Raw genomic sequence first — 13,621 nt, 5'->3', positions numbered from 1 at the left:
GCGCGCGCATCACGAAGCGCGATACGTCGCGCTTCGAATCGCATTGATCGCGAATACATCGCCCTCGGGCGCGGCGCTCACGTTCCCGTGCCGCGCGACGAGCGGAATGCGACGCGTGCTTCCCGGCGCGAGATGAAACCAGTCGATGCGTGCGAAGTAGTTCGGATCGGCGATATGCACCCAGCGCGCGAGCTGCGCCGTTTCGACAATGAGACTGAAGCCCTCGTCGTCCTTCTCGACGGTGACGCTCAAGCCGATATCGCGCCGCTCCCCAATCGACGGATCGGGGAAGTGGAACGCTTCCGACAGCACTTCGTTCGTGTCCGCGTCGCGCAGAACGACATGCGTCGCATCGTGCGCGCGCGGGCCGAAGCGATACGCATATGCGATATCGAAGAATGCGCCGATCAGCGCATTCGACGACACACGTTGTACGCTGCGCGGTTGCAATACGACATCGCGCGAACCGCTCGCCACCTTGATCGCGCCTTCACGCAGGCACGCCAGTTCGACGCGCGCGCGAATCTCGCGCGCGGTATCGTTGACGAGATGAACGTCGAGTCCGTCGAGACCTTCATCGAGGATCAACGCCTGCACGGGTTGAAGCACGCGCGCGAGTCCATGCAGCGCGCTCTTCGGTGCGCCGAGAACGTCGATGATGCCCCAGCCCGCGCCCGGACGCACATCGAGCAGATTCCATACGATGCCCCCCGCACAACTCGATCCTTCGCGACGCCATTCCGAGAACACCGCGCCGATCACATCCGCGACGACCGCGCGCGACAGTTCCAGATAGCGCTCGGGATTTTCATAGCGCAAACGCGGCACGTCCATGCGATAGAGCGATCGCATGTAATGCTCGCGTACATCGTCGAAATCCCACGCCGAGCCGGGATCGCGCGGCACGCCTGCTTTCCAGCGCGGTTCGTGCGCGCGCGCATTCGGTATCGCGCGCAGGGCGACATCGTCGGGAACGTTGGCGAACGCGAGACATTCGGAGGCGAAGCGCACGTGCGCGCGACGCACATCGTCGAACGGGCGCTGATACGCCGGCACGCCGTAGTAATGCGTAATGCCGCCGCGCGTGCCGAAAGGCATCGACTCCTCGTCGCCGGGCGCCGCGCTCGGCGAGTTCACGACATACGCGACGTCGGGCCGCTGCGCTGCAATCGCATTCGGCAAGAGTTCGGTGAAGAGGCGCTGCTGATACGCGTCGAAGGGCAGGCCGAGCATCGCCGCCTGCTGATGCACTTCGCTTCCGCCACACAGCACCGCGAGCGATGCGAAGCGTCGCGTGCGTGAAAGGAACTGCTCGGCTTCGCGTTGCGCGCTCTCGCGAAATGCTTCGTCGTCCGGATAATCGAAGTTCGCGAACGCGAAGTCCTGCCACACGAGCACGCCGTATTCGTCGGCGAGTTGGTAGAACGTGTCGGATTCATAGAGCGTGATGCCGCTCACGCGAATGATGTTCAGGCCCGCATCGCGAATCAGGCGGAAGACGTTCTCGAGTTTCTCGCGCGGCGCATCGAGCGCGACGATATCGGCCGATGTCCAGCACGCGCCGCGCGCGAATACAGGCACGCCGTTCACGACGAGCTGAAAGCCTCGGCCGTCCACACCACGATCGACTTCTATCGTGCGAAAGCCGACTTCGCCGAGATCGATATCGCCGAGCTTCACGGCATAGCGCGATGGCTCGCCATGCGTGTGCGGATACCACAAGCGCACATCGGGCACGCGCACGCGGCCTTTGAGCGTGCGCGCGTCGTGCCATTCCAGCGTGGCGTGCGCGTCGCCACATTCGATGCGAACCGGCGCCTGTTCCTGTGCATGAAAGTAGCGCACGGTGACATCGAGCATGCCATCGTTGCCGTCGATGCTCGTGCGCAGATCCACGTTGTCGATGCACGCGCGCGTTTCGCCGATCAATTCGATGGGGCGCCACGGACCCGCCGGTTGAATCGTCGGACACCATCCGGACATATGCCCGAGCAGCGTCGTGCGAACGTTGCGCAACGTGGCGGGTTGCGCGAGCTTCGGACGCCAGCGCGCACGTCCGCGTTTGGCGGCAAGCGCGGGCGCGATCGAACGGAAGCACAGATGAAGCGTATGCTCGCCGTTGAGTTCGACGTCGAGATCGTGCGCGACGAACATCGAATCCGATTCGAGCAGCTTGCGATCGTCGAGCCATATTTCGGCGATGGTCGCGAGCCCATTGAAGCGCAAGCGCCGCATGCCGTCGCCCGCGAGCTTCACGCGATACCAATGATCGGAATGCGCGAACGGCTGCGCGAGCGCTTCATCGCTGAGGCCTTGCGCGCGCAATGCGGATGCGATCGTGCCCGGCACGGGCGCGTCGATCCACTGCGTGACGGTGTCGAGCGATGCGGGCGTCGCGCATGAACCCGCTGGCGTGCTCACGCATTGCCAGCCTTCTGAAAGACGCCGCGCCGCGTGCGCGCACTGGTCGTGCATGAACCTACCTCGTCGATGGAATGCGAAGAACGACGCCAAAGCCGCGCGGCATGCGCGCGGCTTCGGCGTTCACAGAAAGCGCGCGGCGAGCGGCTCGATAACCTTGTCGTACGAAGCCTGCATCGAATCGAGGCAGTCTTCGCACAGGTCCGAGCGCGAGCGCATGCGGGCGCGCGCGAGTCGAAACTGCATGACCATCGCTTCGCTCGCGATCGCTTGAGCGCTCGTCTGAATATCGCTCGATACTTCCACGCCGTGCCGGTTCAGCCAGCCGAGATACTTCGACAGCAACTCGAAGTTCGAGCCGAGCTGACGCATCACGTTGAACGTGTAGAGGTGATAGTACGCGGGATCGCGTTCGAGCAACGCACGCAGATGCTCGGGAAATTCCGCGCGCCATTGCGCAACGGGATTCACCGCGGGACGTTCCGCGAGACGCAGCTTGAGCAGCTCGACCGAGCGTTGCACCATCGCATCGCCTTCGAGCGGCGCACGCGCGCGCTTCACGAACTCGACGTACGGGAAGAGCGCGTGCACATCGCTTGCGAGGCCCGGCATCAGACGGAACACGCCATCGTAGTCCTCGCCCGCCAACGCGAAGTAACCCGCATTATGGAAGTACGTGATGCGCTTCGCTTCCGTGTCGATGGCGTCGATCGCGATGGTCGTCTTCGTATGCGTCTGCCGATACGCGGTCGCGCGTGTGTCGGGCAGATAGTACGAGTCCATCTCGACCACCACGATCTGCCCGCGGCGCGTCTGCTCGCGCACGTGCGCTTCCAGCGTGTCGTAGATCGCGAGCTCTTGCGCCTGCAGGCCATAGAGCCGCGCGATATCGTCGAGCGAAAACTTCGGGAACGTGAACTGATCGCCCTCGAATGCCTGCGTCACCGTGAAACCGAGCGCCGCATGCGGATCGCAGCCGTAGTGATGCAGCAACTCGATCCACAAGTCGACATAGCAGTTCGTCTCCAGCCAGACGCGCTCTTCGCGATGCAGCGCGTGCTGGATGTAGGCGGTGTCCGCAGGCATGGACGTGTCGGTCACGGCTTCTGCCGGCGAGCGTGCGTTCATGCCTTGTTTCCCAGGTTCGCGAGGCCTTCCTCGATGAGCGGCGCCTTGTCGCCCCAAAGCAACTGACGCACTTTCTCCGGCCACGCCTTGACATCGAGACCGTGGTGACGGAAGAGCGCGAGCGTCGTGCGCTCCATGCCGAAACCGACACACGCGGTATGCGCGACCTGATCGTCGGCCTGACGGATGTGCCACAGCTCGCCGAAGTGGTCCTGGTGATAGTTGAACGACAGGCACGCGGTCGGACGGTCGGGCGTCGCGACGGGCACGAGCAGTTCGAACTTCAGTTGCTGCGCGCGCTGGCTATCGGCGACGATCATGCCGCCGCGACCGAAGAACGGATCGTTGGCGAGATCGATTTCGAAAGGCAGTTGCAGCAGATTGACGAGCAGCGAACCGCGGTCGATCCACTTCTGACGGAACGCCATCACTTGCTCGGGGCTGCCGACGCGGATGTATTCGCGCATCCGGAACATCTGCATGCGGCCCGGATCGATCGACGGCTCGTGGCGGAAGCAGTACGAGAACGCATCGAAGATCGCGCCGTCAGCCGCGAGATTGCCGCGCTTCGCGACGAGCGGATAGATCGGATAGCACGCGGCCGGCGTGAGCACGAGGCGCGTCGGCTTTTGCTGATCCATCCATTCGTCGGAGCGCTCTTCCTCTTCACCGATATGCACGATCTTGTTGAGCGCTTCGAGCAGGCGATGATGCCCGCGATCGTTGCCCTGGAACGAGTGGATCGTGCCCGCCAGATTCGGGAAGCTCTTCAGATACTCGCTGTCCTCGAAATCGCGGCGGCGCATCGCGGGCGGAAAGCGCAGCACTTCCGCGTGTTGATCCGCGCCGAGCATCGTGATGGCCTGATTGAGCCGTTCGACGACATCCTCGAATACTTCGCTGCGGCCATAGAGACCGTCTTCGCCGGTATCGAGCAGAATGCCCGCTTCGATCAGGCGATCGCGCAAGGTCAAGTCCGATTTGTCGTACGGTGCCTGTGTCTCTTGTGATTGTGCTTGTGCTTCGGCCTGCATCATGGCGGCCTGTTCCGTCGGCATGTTCATCGTCAAATGGTCCCCGTTGCGGCGCGCTGCGCAAGCAGCAGGTTCGCCGTGTTCAATTCGATGCGATCGTTGCTGATCATGAGCGGCGCCGAATGCAGATCGCGCAGATGGCGCCCCACGCTGAACGGCGTGTCGTTCTTGTAGCCCGCCATGCCGCAGATCATCAGCGTCTCTTGCACGACATGCAAAGCCGACTGCGAGATCGCCAGCTTGAGCATGTTCAGATCGGCGTTGATGCCGATCGACGCCGCGAGCGGTGCGTCGTCGTCATTGCTCTGGTTCGCCTTGCGCGCCGCGCGTTCGGCCTGCGCCGCTTCGACATTGGCGAGCGATTCGCGCAGCCGCGCCTGCATCATCTTGATGAGCGTGAGCACTTGCGAAAGGCGCGCGGCCGAAGGCGGCAACGCGGGCTTGCCGCGCGCCTGATTGCGGAAGAACTGATGCCCGCGATTCGCCGCGTCGCTCGCGATGCCGCACCATACCGACGACCACAAGGTATGGGATACGGGCAGCATGCTTTCGTCGGCGATCTTCGAGAACGGCGTCGGCAGAATCTGTTCCGCGATGCCGCTCGCGACCAGTCGATGTCCTTCGCTGCATGTCCCGCGCATACCGAGCGTGTCCCACGTCCCACGCTGCTCGAGCGTGAACGTTTCGCGCGGCGCGACGATCAGCACCTGATCGGAGGGCGGCGCGTCCGGATGACGGCGCGCCGTCACGAGAATGGCGTCGGAATACTTGCCGTACGAAATGGTCGGTGCGAGCTTCTCGATGCGAAACGCGTTGTCGACGAGATCGACCGCGCACGCGCTCGTACGCATGTTGCCGCCGATGTTCTCTTCCGACGTCGCCGATGCGAGCAGCAACTGTTCGTTGACCATGCGAGCAAGGAAAGCGCGCTGCCACGGCACGTTCACGCCATGATCGACGATGCAAACGACCTGGCTCTGATGCATCGCATAGATCATCGCGGACGAAGCGCAGCCTTGCGCCAGTGCCTCGCACAAGCGCGCGACGCCGGTGAGCGACAGACCGTCGCCGCCGTATTCCGTCGGGATCATCGCGGAGAAGAGACGCTCCTTGCGCATCGCTGCAACCGCTTCGGCGGGAAAGCGCGCTTCGCGATCGACCGCGTCGGCGTACTGGGCCGCAACGGCCGCGACGCGCTTCGCGGCTTCGATCAGTTCGCTTTCGCTGCGCAAGATTGCGCTCTGCGCGAGCTCGGCGACTTCAAGCTCCTGAGCGGGCGCGTTCATGCTGCCGCCTGCGAACGACGCAGTTCGTCGACCGCCGATGCGAGCGAATCGACGCTCGAAAAGAGACGGCGCGTGAGCATGTGATCGGGAATTTCGATGCCGAACTCGTCTTCGATCGCCAGCATCACATGGACCGTGGCAAGCGAAGAGAGACCGGCGGCGTAGAGATCGTCGCCGTCGGCGAGCGTATCGATGGGCACGTCGAGACGAGCGGACTCGGCGAGGATGCGGCGCAATTCAGTTTTCATTGTCTATGTTTTCCCTTGTACCCGGCCATTGGTGCAACTAACCCGGGTCGCGACGATGAGTTCTTATCGAATGTCGCTGACCCCGGTGCGAATCGGCAGTGGTGTTGTTGTTGTCTCGCGAAGACGGTTCCACGAGAGCCCTCGCACGCACTGTTTTCTTATAGCTATTGTTTGATCGTATTTAACGAATTTGCGGGCCTATGCGTCCGTGCGATGGCGCACGGAGGGCTTCGTCGAGAAAGCATCGTTTTGTGCGATATCAAGCACGTCGCGATCGGATGCGATGATTCACACTCACGTCAGCGCTTCATATTCGATAAATAGGTAACTCCTTCGCATGTTCGAATGAGTGATAAGCAAAAACGATGCGTACACTGAAAGCATTTTGAAACGATAACTTTCCGGAGTGAATTGATTGGTTCTGATATCGCTGCTGCTTCTATTCATCGCGCTGTTCCTCGTTTGGAGAAAACGGCGCGGCATGATTCTGGTGATGACGGCTATCGTCTTCTGGGGGCTCGGAAGCTGGTTTCCGGGGCCGCTCGTGCGGCTCGCGAACGATCACTACGCGTCGATGAAGGATCCGACGTTCGGCCCGCGCACGGCGATCATCGTGCTGGGCGGGGGGACCTGGTACGACCATAACCGGCGTCTCGTGCCCAAGGGTGACGCGATGACGCGCATCGATCTTGCGGCGTCGCTCTATAAGCGTTGCGTCGAGATGGAGAAGGCGTGTTTTGTCATCATGAGCGGAGGCAACCCGCAGCATCACGAGCAAAGCGAAGCAGACTTATATGGAAGCCTGCTTCTCGACGCAGGCGTGAAGCGCCAAGATCTCATCCTCGAAAATCAGAGTCTCGACACTTATGAGAACGCGCGCAATACGGAGAAGATACTGCGGTCGCGGCCCTACGATACGTCGGTTTTGATAACGTCGTCGCTTCACATGCGTCGCGCGATGCTCGCGTTCGAAGCCTTCGGTTTGCATCCACAGCCGACCGTCGCTTATGTTCGTCCGCAGTTCATGTGGTGGCGTCCGCATCGAAGAGGATGGTTCGATTCGAACAGCGCGTTGCATGAGCTGGTTGGTATCGTGCGGTTTTATGTATGGAGGTGGGTCGGGTTGTATTGAGACTGGCGCGTCGGCGCAAGACCTATACTTCCGGTAAAGACGACACGGAAGGCCATCCAGTGAATCAACTCATCCACGCCGTCGCGTTCGCGGCCGACAAACATCGCAAGCAGCGCCGCAAGGATGCCGACGCGTCGCCGTACATCAATCATCCGATCGCGCTCGCTCATGTGCTCGCGAACGAAGGCGGGGTCGAAGACGAGCGCGTGCTGATCGCCGCCATATTGCACGACACGATCGAAGACACGGACACATCGCGCGATGAACTCGTGCGGCGGTTCGGCGCGGAGATCGGGCGCATCGTCGACGAAGTGACGGACGACAAGTCCTTGTCGAAGGCCGAAAGGAAGCGTTTGCAGGTCGAACACGCGGCGCATATCAGTCACGGCGCGAAGCTCGTGAAACTCGCCGATAAGATTTGCAATTTGCGCGATATTCTCGCCGCGCCGCCGTCCGGCTGGAGCGATGAGAGAAAGCGCGAATACTTCGATGGGGCGAAGCGTGTCGTCGATGAATTGCGTGGCACGCACCGGGAACTCGAAGCCGTGTTCGATGAGGTCTATCGCAAGGGCATCCCTTCAGGACACGTGGTCGCCTGAGGCCAGCGCGTCGCTCAAATAACGCGCCGTGCGGCTTGCAGCATGTTCGGCGATACGTTGCGGCGTGCCCGTCGCCACGATCCGGCCGCCATCTTCACCGGCGCCCGGGCCGATGTCGATGACCCAATCGGAAAGCGATGCGACGCGCATGTCGTGCTCCACGACGACGACCGTATTGCCCGCATCGACGAGCCCTTGCAGTTGCGCCATCAGGCGATCGACGTCGGCGGGATGAAGCCCCGTCGTCGGCTCGTCGAGAATGTAGAGCGTGTCGCCGCGATGCGCGCGCTGCAGTTCGGTTGCGAGCTTGATGCGCTGCGCTTCTCCGCCTGATAGCTCCGTCGCGGGCTGCCCGAGCCGCAGATAGCCGAGGCCGATGTCGCGCAACACGGCGAGCGCGCGCATGACGCTGGCTTCATCGGCGAAGAAGTCGCATGCCGTATCGACGGTCATGCCGAGCACATCCGCAATGTTCTTCCCATGCCATTCGATTTCCAGCGTCTGCGGGTTATAGCGCGATCCGTGGCATGTCGCGCACGACGTGTAGACGCTCGGCAGGAACAGCAACTCGACGCTGACGAAGCCTTCGCCTTCGCATGTCGGGCAGCGTCCTTGCGCGACGTTGAACGAGAAGCGTCCTGCGCCATAGCGGCGCTTTCGCGCGGCCGGCGTGTCGGCGAAGAGCTTGCGAACGTGATCGAAGAGGCCGGTGTAGGTCGCGAGATTCGAACGCGGCGTGCGGCCGATCGGCTTCTGGTCGACGCGCACGAGACGCCGGATCGTCTCCATGCCTTCGACGATGCGTCCGCCCGCCGAAGCGTCGGCTCGAGCGAAGAGCGGGTCCTGCTCGTCTTCTTCTGCATCGTCGAGCGCGCGTCCGAGCCGCTCCGCGACGAGTTCCGGCAACGCCTGACTCACGAGGCTCGACTTGCCCGAGCCCGAAATGCCGGTGACGGTCGTGAAGGCGCCGAGCGGAAACGCGGCATCGATGCCATGCAGGTTATTGCGCGTGACGCCTTCGAGCCGCAACCATCCGCGCGGTTCGCGTGCGACGCGTTCGATCGCTTGCTTCGGCGCGAACAGATGCCTGCGCGTCTGCGATTCCTCCACCGATGCGAGGCCTTCCGGCGGCCCGCTATACAGCACATGTCCGCCTCGCTCACCGGCGGCCGGACCGACATCGATCAGCCAGTCCGCGCGCCGCATGGTGTTCAGATCGTGCTCGATGACGAACAGCGAATTGCCTGCTGCCTTCAATCGCTGCAACGCGGCGAAGAGCGCTTCGCTGTCGGCCGGATGCAAGCCCGCGGATGGCTCGTCGAGCACATAGACGACGCCGAAGAGCTGCGACGCGAGTTGCGTCGCGAGCCGCAATCGTTGCAGTTCGCCGGATGAGAGCGTCGGCGTCGCGCGATCGAGCGAGAGATAGCCCAGACCCAGATCGATGAGCGTGCCGAGCCGCTCCAGCAAATCCGCCGCGATGCGCTCGGCGGCGGCGCGTTTCTCCTCGGAAAGATTGGCCGTGCGGCGCACGTCCGGCGCGGCCTTGTGCGCCGAGCCGCCTGCCGCGACGCGCTTGGCCGTCGCCGCGATGCGGTCTTTCCTCGCGAGCGCGGGAGCCGGCGCTTCATCACTGGCGGGCCATTCTCCGCGTGCGATGGGCGCAAGTAGATCGGCGAGTCGGATGAGCGGCAGACGCGCGAATTCGGCGATGTCGAGCCCTGCGAACGTCACCGATAGCGCTTCCTTCTTGAGCCGCTTGCCGTGACATGCGGGACAATCGCTGCCGACCATGAAGCGCGACACGCGCTTTTTCATGAGCGCGCTTTGCGTGTGCGCGAAGGTATGCAGCACGTAGCGGCGCGCGCCGGTGAATGTGCCCTGATAGCTCGGTTCGGCGCCGCGTTTCAGCGCGGCTTGCGTCTCTTTCGGCGTGAGACCGGCGTACACCGGCACCGTCGGCTGCTCTTCGGTGAACAGAATCCAGTCGCGATCCTTCTTCGGCAAGTCGCGCCACGGCGTGTCGACGTCGTAGCCGAGCGTCACGAGTATGTCGCGCAGATTTTGTCCGTGCCACGCGGGCGGCCAGGCCGCGACGGCGCGCTCGCGGATCGTGAGCGAGTCGTCGGGCACCATCGACTTTTCCGTGACTTCGTAGACGCGGCCGAGGCCATGGCACACGGGACACGCGCCCTGAACCGTGTTCGGCGAAAAATCTTCCGCGTACAGCATGGGCTGCTTCGGCGGATAACTGCCGGTGCGCGAATAGAGCATACGCACGAGGCTGGAGAGCGTCGTCACGCTGCCCACCGACGAGCGTGCATTCGGTGCGCCACGCTGCTGCTGAAGCGCGACGGCGGGCGGCAAGCCTTCGATCGAATCGACCTGCGGCACGCCGACTTGTTCGATGAGCCGCCGCGCATACGGCGCGACCGATTCGAAATAGCGGCGCTGCGCCTCGGCGTAGAGCGTGCCGAATGCGAGCGAGGACTTCCCGGAACCGGATACGCCGGTGAAGACGACGAGGGCGTCGCGTGGCACGTCGACATCGACGTTTTTCAGGTTGTGCTCGCGCGCGCCGCGCACGCGCACGAAACCTGCTCTCGATGCAGGCGCGGCATCGTCGCGATAGGCGGATTCGCGTTGGGTTTTGCGGGCATCCATGAGTCGGGCGGGTTGTCTGGCCGGGCGCGGCGGCGGAAGTAAGGAATTCGCATGCAGCATGCCATATACCAGATGGCATTTTGAATTACGCATCATGCATGCGATCGCATTCAGACCGGTGGTGAACCTGATCGACGAGGGAAAAAATGAGGACAATGCCGGTGCGGGTTCCGGTCGCGCTGACGGCAGGTGTGACGATAGGCGGGTCGGGCGTTGCGATGGCGCAGTCGGGCGGCAACGCAATGGCGGATCGGGCAGGGGCAACGCTCACGGCGCGGCAACGGCCGGGCCGACCGTCGGCGGCGACAACACGTCCACGCCCGGCAGTACGCGCCAGGGCAGCTTCCACTCCAAGCACAAAAAGAAAGCGAAGCCCGCGACGACGACCCAGTGACGGGCCGATCGTAGCGGCGGGCGTTGCCGATCAGACCGCGACGCTTTCGATGTCGATATCGTCGGTGCCGAGGCGCGAGAAGATGTCGCAAACGGCTCGCATCTCCGCTTCGTCGCGAATGCTCACGATGACGCGTGTAATGCTGCATGCCACGTCAGCGTCGCCGCCGTCCGCGCCGAACGAGGGGAGGATGTCGTCGCTCGACATGTCGAGTCCGTAGGGATAGTCGTGCGTATCTACCACGCCCAGATGTTCCCCGTGCCCCGCGTATTCCGCCGCGATCCATTGTGTCTGCGCATTGTTGCTCTGCGTTTGCGAAGTATGGAAATCCGCGAAGCCGCTCATGCTCGCCACGCGCACGCGGTCGGCCGCGATTCCTTCCGCGCGCAGGTCTTCGAGTGCTTCATCCAGCTTACGGGAGCCGTAGAACGCTCCGCTTACTTCACGCATCATTTGCTCGTCTCCTTGCCTGCCAACCTCGATGCCGCGTCTCAGTATCGCTGTGAAAATTGCGAATGTGAATACGGATGTCCACCGGTTGAGCGCCTGTCCGATGAGTGACTTGCGCGAGAGGCGAAAGACGTGTGGTGCAACGCATAGACATGCGTGGCGATTAACCGGTGAACCGCTGTGATCGGGCTCGCGACTGCGCGAGTTGATGGCGAATCCAACGGATGCGGCATGGACTCGCGAGCCGGACGATGAAGCGAACCGCCAATGCGCGGACAAAAAGGATATTTGCCGACGTGCGGCTGATGCCGTCTGGCGGGCGCGTTTCACTTCATGCGGTACATGAACTTTACGCCGCAACGAACGGTTTATCAACGCTTTGCTTTGTCCCTATTCGGACGTTTTCGATAGGGATTTCCATCATGACCGGCACAGCGTCGAACAGAGCTCGCCGCGTTATGCGGCTCGCTCAATGAAGCGATTGTTGGTTCTAGAAATTGCCTCGATGGATCGTCGAGTTTCGCGCTGAAAACGATAGTCATCGTACAAGCTGTCCCGCGCCCTATAATTGCTCATCGAGCATACAAAGATCGGCCTTTCAATGTCCCAAGCACTCGCGTCCGGCGCGCTTCGCCGCTCCCGAAATCTCACCGAGGAAGTCGTCGCCGAGTTATCGGAGCGGATTCGCAGCGGCGCGCTTCAGCCCGGCGACAAGCTGCCGACCGAATCGGAAATCATGGCGCAACTCGGCGTGAGCCGGACTGTCGTGCGCGAATCCATTTCGCGATTGCAGGCTGCGCGCCTCGTTCAGACGCGGCACGGCATCGGTACATTCGTGCTCGAAGCGGGCGATCAGGAGCGGTTCCAGATCGAGGCCGCGGGCGATCTCACCGTGCGCGACGTGATGGCGATTCTCGAATTGCGCATCAGCCTCGAAGCCGAGGCGGCCGGTCTCGCGGCCATGCGCCGCACCGATGAAAACCTCGCGCAGATGCGCCGGGCGCTCGACGAATTCGAGCGGCTCATCGAAGCGGGCGAAGGCAGCGCGGTCGCGGCCGATGTGGCCTTTCATCTCGAGCTTGCGAAGGCTACCGGTAATCGTTACTTCCATAGCATCCTGAGCCAGCTCGGCAACACGATCATTCCGCGCACGCGCGTCAATTCGGCGGCGCTTGCGCATAACGATCCTTCTGGCTATCTCGATCGCGTGAATCGCGAGCATGAAGATATTTTCGATGCGATCGAACGCCGCGATCCCGAAGCAGCACGCGCGGCCATGCGGATGCATTTGTCGAACAGCCGGGAGCGGCTGCGGCGCGCGCATGAGGCGGCATCGAAGAATGACTGATCGCAGTGGCGTCGTTTAATCTTCTTCGAGCATGACCGAAAGCGTGCCGGCTTCGCTTTGCACGCCGGCATCGAGATCGATCTCGTGCGGCGCCATCCTGGCAATCGCGCGCAGAAGACGCGGCGAGAAGCGCGCGCCGAAACGCGCGATCTCGGCTTCGCGTGTAGCGTCATCGGCATGTGAGAGCGCGCGCAACTCATTCAGCGGCAAGCCAACGAACAGATCGAGCGCGTAAGGCGGCGCATCCGAAGCGGCCGTCGTCCGCGACGAATCCGGCGCGCGTATGCGCAGGCCCGGTTGCAAATGCGATTCGAGCTCCATCGTCACTTCATAGTTCGCTTCCAGCTCGAGTGCCGCGTGCGCTTCGTTTCGTAAAAACGGCGCGACGGATTGCAAGCGGGCCAGTTCATCGTCTGAGAGCAGCATGATTTTTTCCTCCGGATATCGGTTGAAGTTATCACGCTCGAATGATGCTTGCCGGCCGAGAAAAATCGACCGAAAGACCGCGTTGCGGTTCGTTCTAAACGCGCCTAATTACTGTTTCAATGGGTTGTCGATCTATCGTCCAAAAGGCTTGCTTAAGCGCGTGCGCATCAAACGTTTGCGCAATCGGCCCAATTCTTATCGCATGCTTAAGCACCCGCATGTCCGTCGGGTTAGTTCGGAATCCCCCAATTCCACGCTAGGATCCGAATAGCTAAGCTGACGAAATTGCCAGCTACGAGTCAACCGAACGCGTGAGTGAGCCGTTAGCCTTTCACGCACTCGGTTCACTTCGTCGAAGAATCGTTAGCGACGGATCGCCACTTCGGCGCGCGTTCATCTGCTTGCATTCTTTCTTTCGATAAGCCTCGTTCGAGGCCATATCAAATTCCTTGCGTTTTTTTACGAATCGCCAAGGCCAGTAAGGTAATGTG

The 13,621-nt window shown here is 62.2% G+C and carries 12 protein-coding genes; 4 read left to right on the top strand and 8 right to left on the bottom strand.

Annotated features, from left to right (window positions below; all coding sequences use genetic code 11):
- Positions 1-9: 9 nt before the first annotated feature.
- The 5 genes from NCR93_RS22120 to NCR93_RS22100 all read right to left on the bottom strand — a co-directional run bounded on the left by NCR93_RS22120 (position 10) and on the right by NCR93_RS22100 (position 6,117).
- The gene (locus NCR93_RS22120) at positions 10-2,475 is read right to left on the bottom strand and encodes a glycosyl hydrolase 2 galactose-binding domain-containing protein (RefSeq protein WP_175981091.1); all 2,466 of its coding nucleotides are present in this window, start codon (positions 2,473-2,475) and stop codon (positions 10-12) included.
- 69 nt (positions 2,476-2,544) lie between these two features.
- Positions 2,545-3,549, bottom strand: a complete 1,005-nt coding sequence (locus tag NCR93_RS22115) for a DUF1839 family protein (RefSeq protein ID WP_008348339.1) — start codon at positions 3,547-3,549, stop codon at positions 2,545-2,547.
- The gene (locus NCR93_RS22110) at positions 3,546-4,613 is read right to left on the bottom strand and encodes an amino acid--[acyl-carrier-protein] ligase (RefSeq protein ID WP_175981089.1); all 1,068 of its coding nucleotides are present in this window, start codon (positions 4,611-4,613) and stop codon (positions 3,546-3,548) included. The genes NCR93_RS22115 and NCR93_RS22110 overlap by 4 nt, the downstream gene beginning before the upstream one ends.
- A gap of 2 nt (positions 4,614-4,615) precedes the next feature.
- Positions 4,616-5,869 carry an acyl-CoA dehydrogenase family protein gene (locus NCR93_RS22105; protein ID WP_175981087.1) on the bottom strand — a complete coding sequence of 418 codons (1,254 nt, stop codon included), beginning with the start codon at positions 5,867-5,869 and terminating at the stop codon, positions 4,616-4,618.
- Entirely contained in the window at positions 5,866-6,117 is a 252-nt protein-coding gene (locus NCR93_RS22100; protein ID WP_008348335.1) for an acyl carrier protein, read from the bottom strand. Before NCR93_RS22100 ends, NCR93_RS22105 begins: the two co-directional genes overlap by 4 nt.
- 415 nt (positions 6,118-6,532) lie before the next feature.
- On the opposite strand from NCR93_RS22100, the gene NCR93_RS22095 reads away from it, so the two are divergent.
- Positions 6,533-7,249, top strand: a complete 717-nt coding sequence (locus tag NCR93_RS22095) for a YdcF family protein (protein WP_175981084.1) — start codon at positions 6,533-6,535, stop codon at positions 7,247-7,249.
- A 59-nt stretch (positions 7,250-7,308) separates the two neighbouring features.
- On the top strand, positions 7,309-7,848 hold the full coding sequence (locus NCR93_RS22090; protein ID WP_175981083.1) for an HD domain-containing protein: 540 nt from the start codon (positions 7,309-7,311) through the stop codon (positions 7,846-7,848).
- Here NCR93_RS22090 and NCR93_RS22085 read toward each other — a convergent pair.
- On the bottom strand, positions 7,828-10,512 hold the full coding sequence (locus NCR93_RS22085) for an excinuclease ABC subunit UvrA (RefSeq protein WP_175981081.1): 2,685 nt from the start codon (positions 10,510-10,512) through the stop codon (positions 7,828-7,830). The two genes, NCR93_RS22090 and NCR93_RS22085, sit on opposite strands and share 21 nt — an antisense overlap.
- Positions 10,513-10,570: 58 nt before the next feature.
- Between NCR93_RS22085 and NCR93_RS22080 the strand changes: the two genes are divergently transcribed.
- On the top strand, positions 10,571-10,906 hold the full coding sequence (locus NCR93_RS22080; protein ID WP_239294846.1) for a hypothetical protein: 336 nt from the start codon (positions 10,571-10,573) through the stop codon (positions 10,904-10,906).
- A 30-nt stretch (positions 10,907-10,936) separates the two neighbouring features.
- Here NCR93_RS22080 and NCR93_RS22075 read toward each other — a convergent pair whose 3' ends face one another.
- A complete protein-coding gene (locus NCR93_RS22075; RefSeq protein ID WP_008348325.1) occupies positions 10,937-11,359 on the bottom strand; it encodes a hypothetical protein in 423 nt (140 codons plus the stop codon).
- Between the two features lie 598 nt (positions 11,360-11,957).
- On the opposite strand from NCR93_RS22075, the gene NCR93_RS22070 reads away from it, so the two are divergent.
- Positions 11,958-12,704 carry a FadR/GntR family transcriptional regulator gene (locus NCR93_RS22070; RefSeq protein ID WP_008348324.1) on the top strand — a complete coding sequence of 249 codons (747 nt, stop codon included), beginning with the start codon at positions 11,958-11,960 and terminating at the stop codon, positions 12,702-12,704.
- Positions 12,705-12,719: 15 nt separating this feature from the next.
- Here NCR93_RS22070 and NCR93_RS22065 read toward each other — a convergent pair whose 3' ends face one another.
- A complete protein-coding gene (locus NCR93_RS22065) occupies positions 12,720-13,130 on the bottom strand; it encodes a hypothetical protein (protein WP_175981079.1) in 411 nt (136 codons plus the stop codon).
- Positions 13,131-13,621: the final 491 nt, after the last annotated feature.

Source organism: Caballeronia sp. ATUFL_F1_KS39, assembly GCF_023630985.1.
GTDB lineage: Bacteria > Pseudomonadota > Gammaproteobacteria > Burkholderiales > Burkholderiaceae > Caballeronia > Caballeronia zhejiangensis.
This window is presented reverse-complemented; position numbering and strand designations above follow the sequence as displayed.

Coding starts and splice junctions, on each gene's coding strand:
- NCR93_RS22120 (WP_175981091.1), bottom strand. CDS start 2,475: ATGCACGACCAGTGCGCGCACGCGGCGCGGCGTCTTTCAGAAGGCTGG.
- NCR93_RS22115 (WP_008348339.1), bottom strand. CDS start 3,549: ATGAACGCACGCTCGCCGGCAGAAGCCGTGACCGACACGTCCATGCCT.
- NCR93_RS22110 (WP_175981089.1), bottom strand. CDS start 4,613: ATGAACATGCCGACGGAACAGGCCGCCATGATGCAGGCCGAAGCACAA.
- NCR93_RS22105 (WP_175981087.1), bottom strand. CDS start 5,869: ATGAACGCGCCCGCTCAGGAGCTTGAAGTCGCCGAGCTCGCGCAGAGC.
- NCR93_RS22100 (WP_008348335.1), bottom strand. CDS start 6,117: ATGAAAACTGAATTGCGCCGCATCCTCGCCGAGTCCGCTCGTCTCGAC.
- NCR93_RS22085 (WP_175981081.1), bottom strand. CDS start 10,512: ATGGATGCCCGCAAAACCCAACGCGAATCCGCCTATCGCGACGATGCC.
- NCR93_RS22080 (WP_239294846.1), top strand. CDS start 10,571: ATGCCATATACCAGATGGCATTTTGAATTACGCATCATGCATGCGATC.
- NCR93_RS22075 (WP_008348325.1), bottom strand. CDS start 11,359: ATGATGCGTGAAGTAAGCGGAGCGTTCTACGGCTCCCGTAAGCTGGAT.
- NCR93_RS22070 (WP_008348324.1), top strand. CDS start 11,958: ATGTCCCAAGCACTCGCGTCCGGCGCGCTTCGCCGCTCCCGAAATCTC.
- NCR93_RS22065 (WP_175981079.1), bottom strand. CDS start 13,130: ATGCTGCTCTCAGACGATGAACTGGCCCGCTTGCAATCCGTCGCGCCG.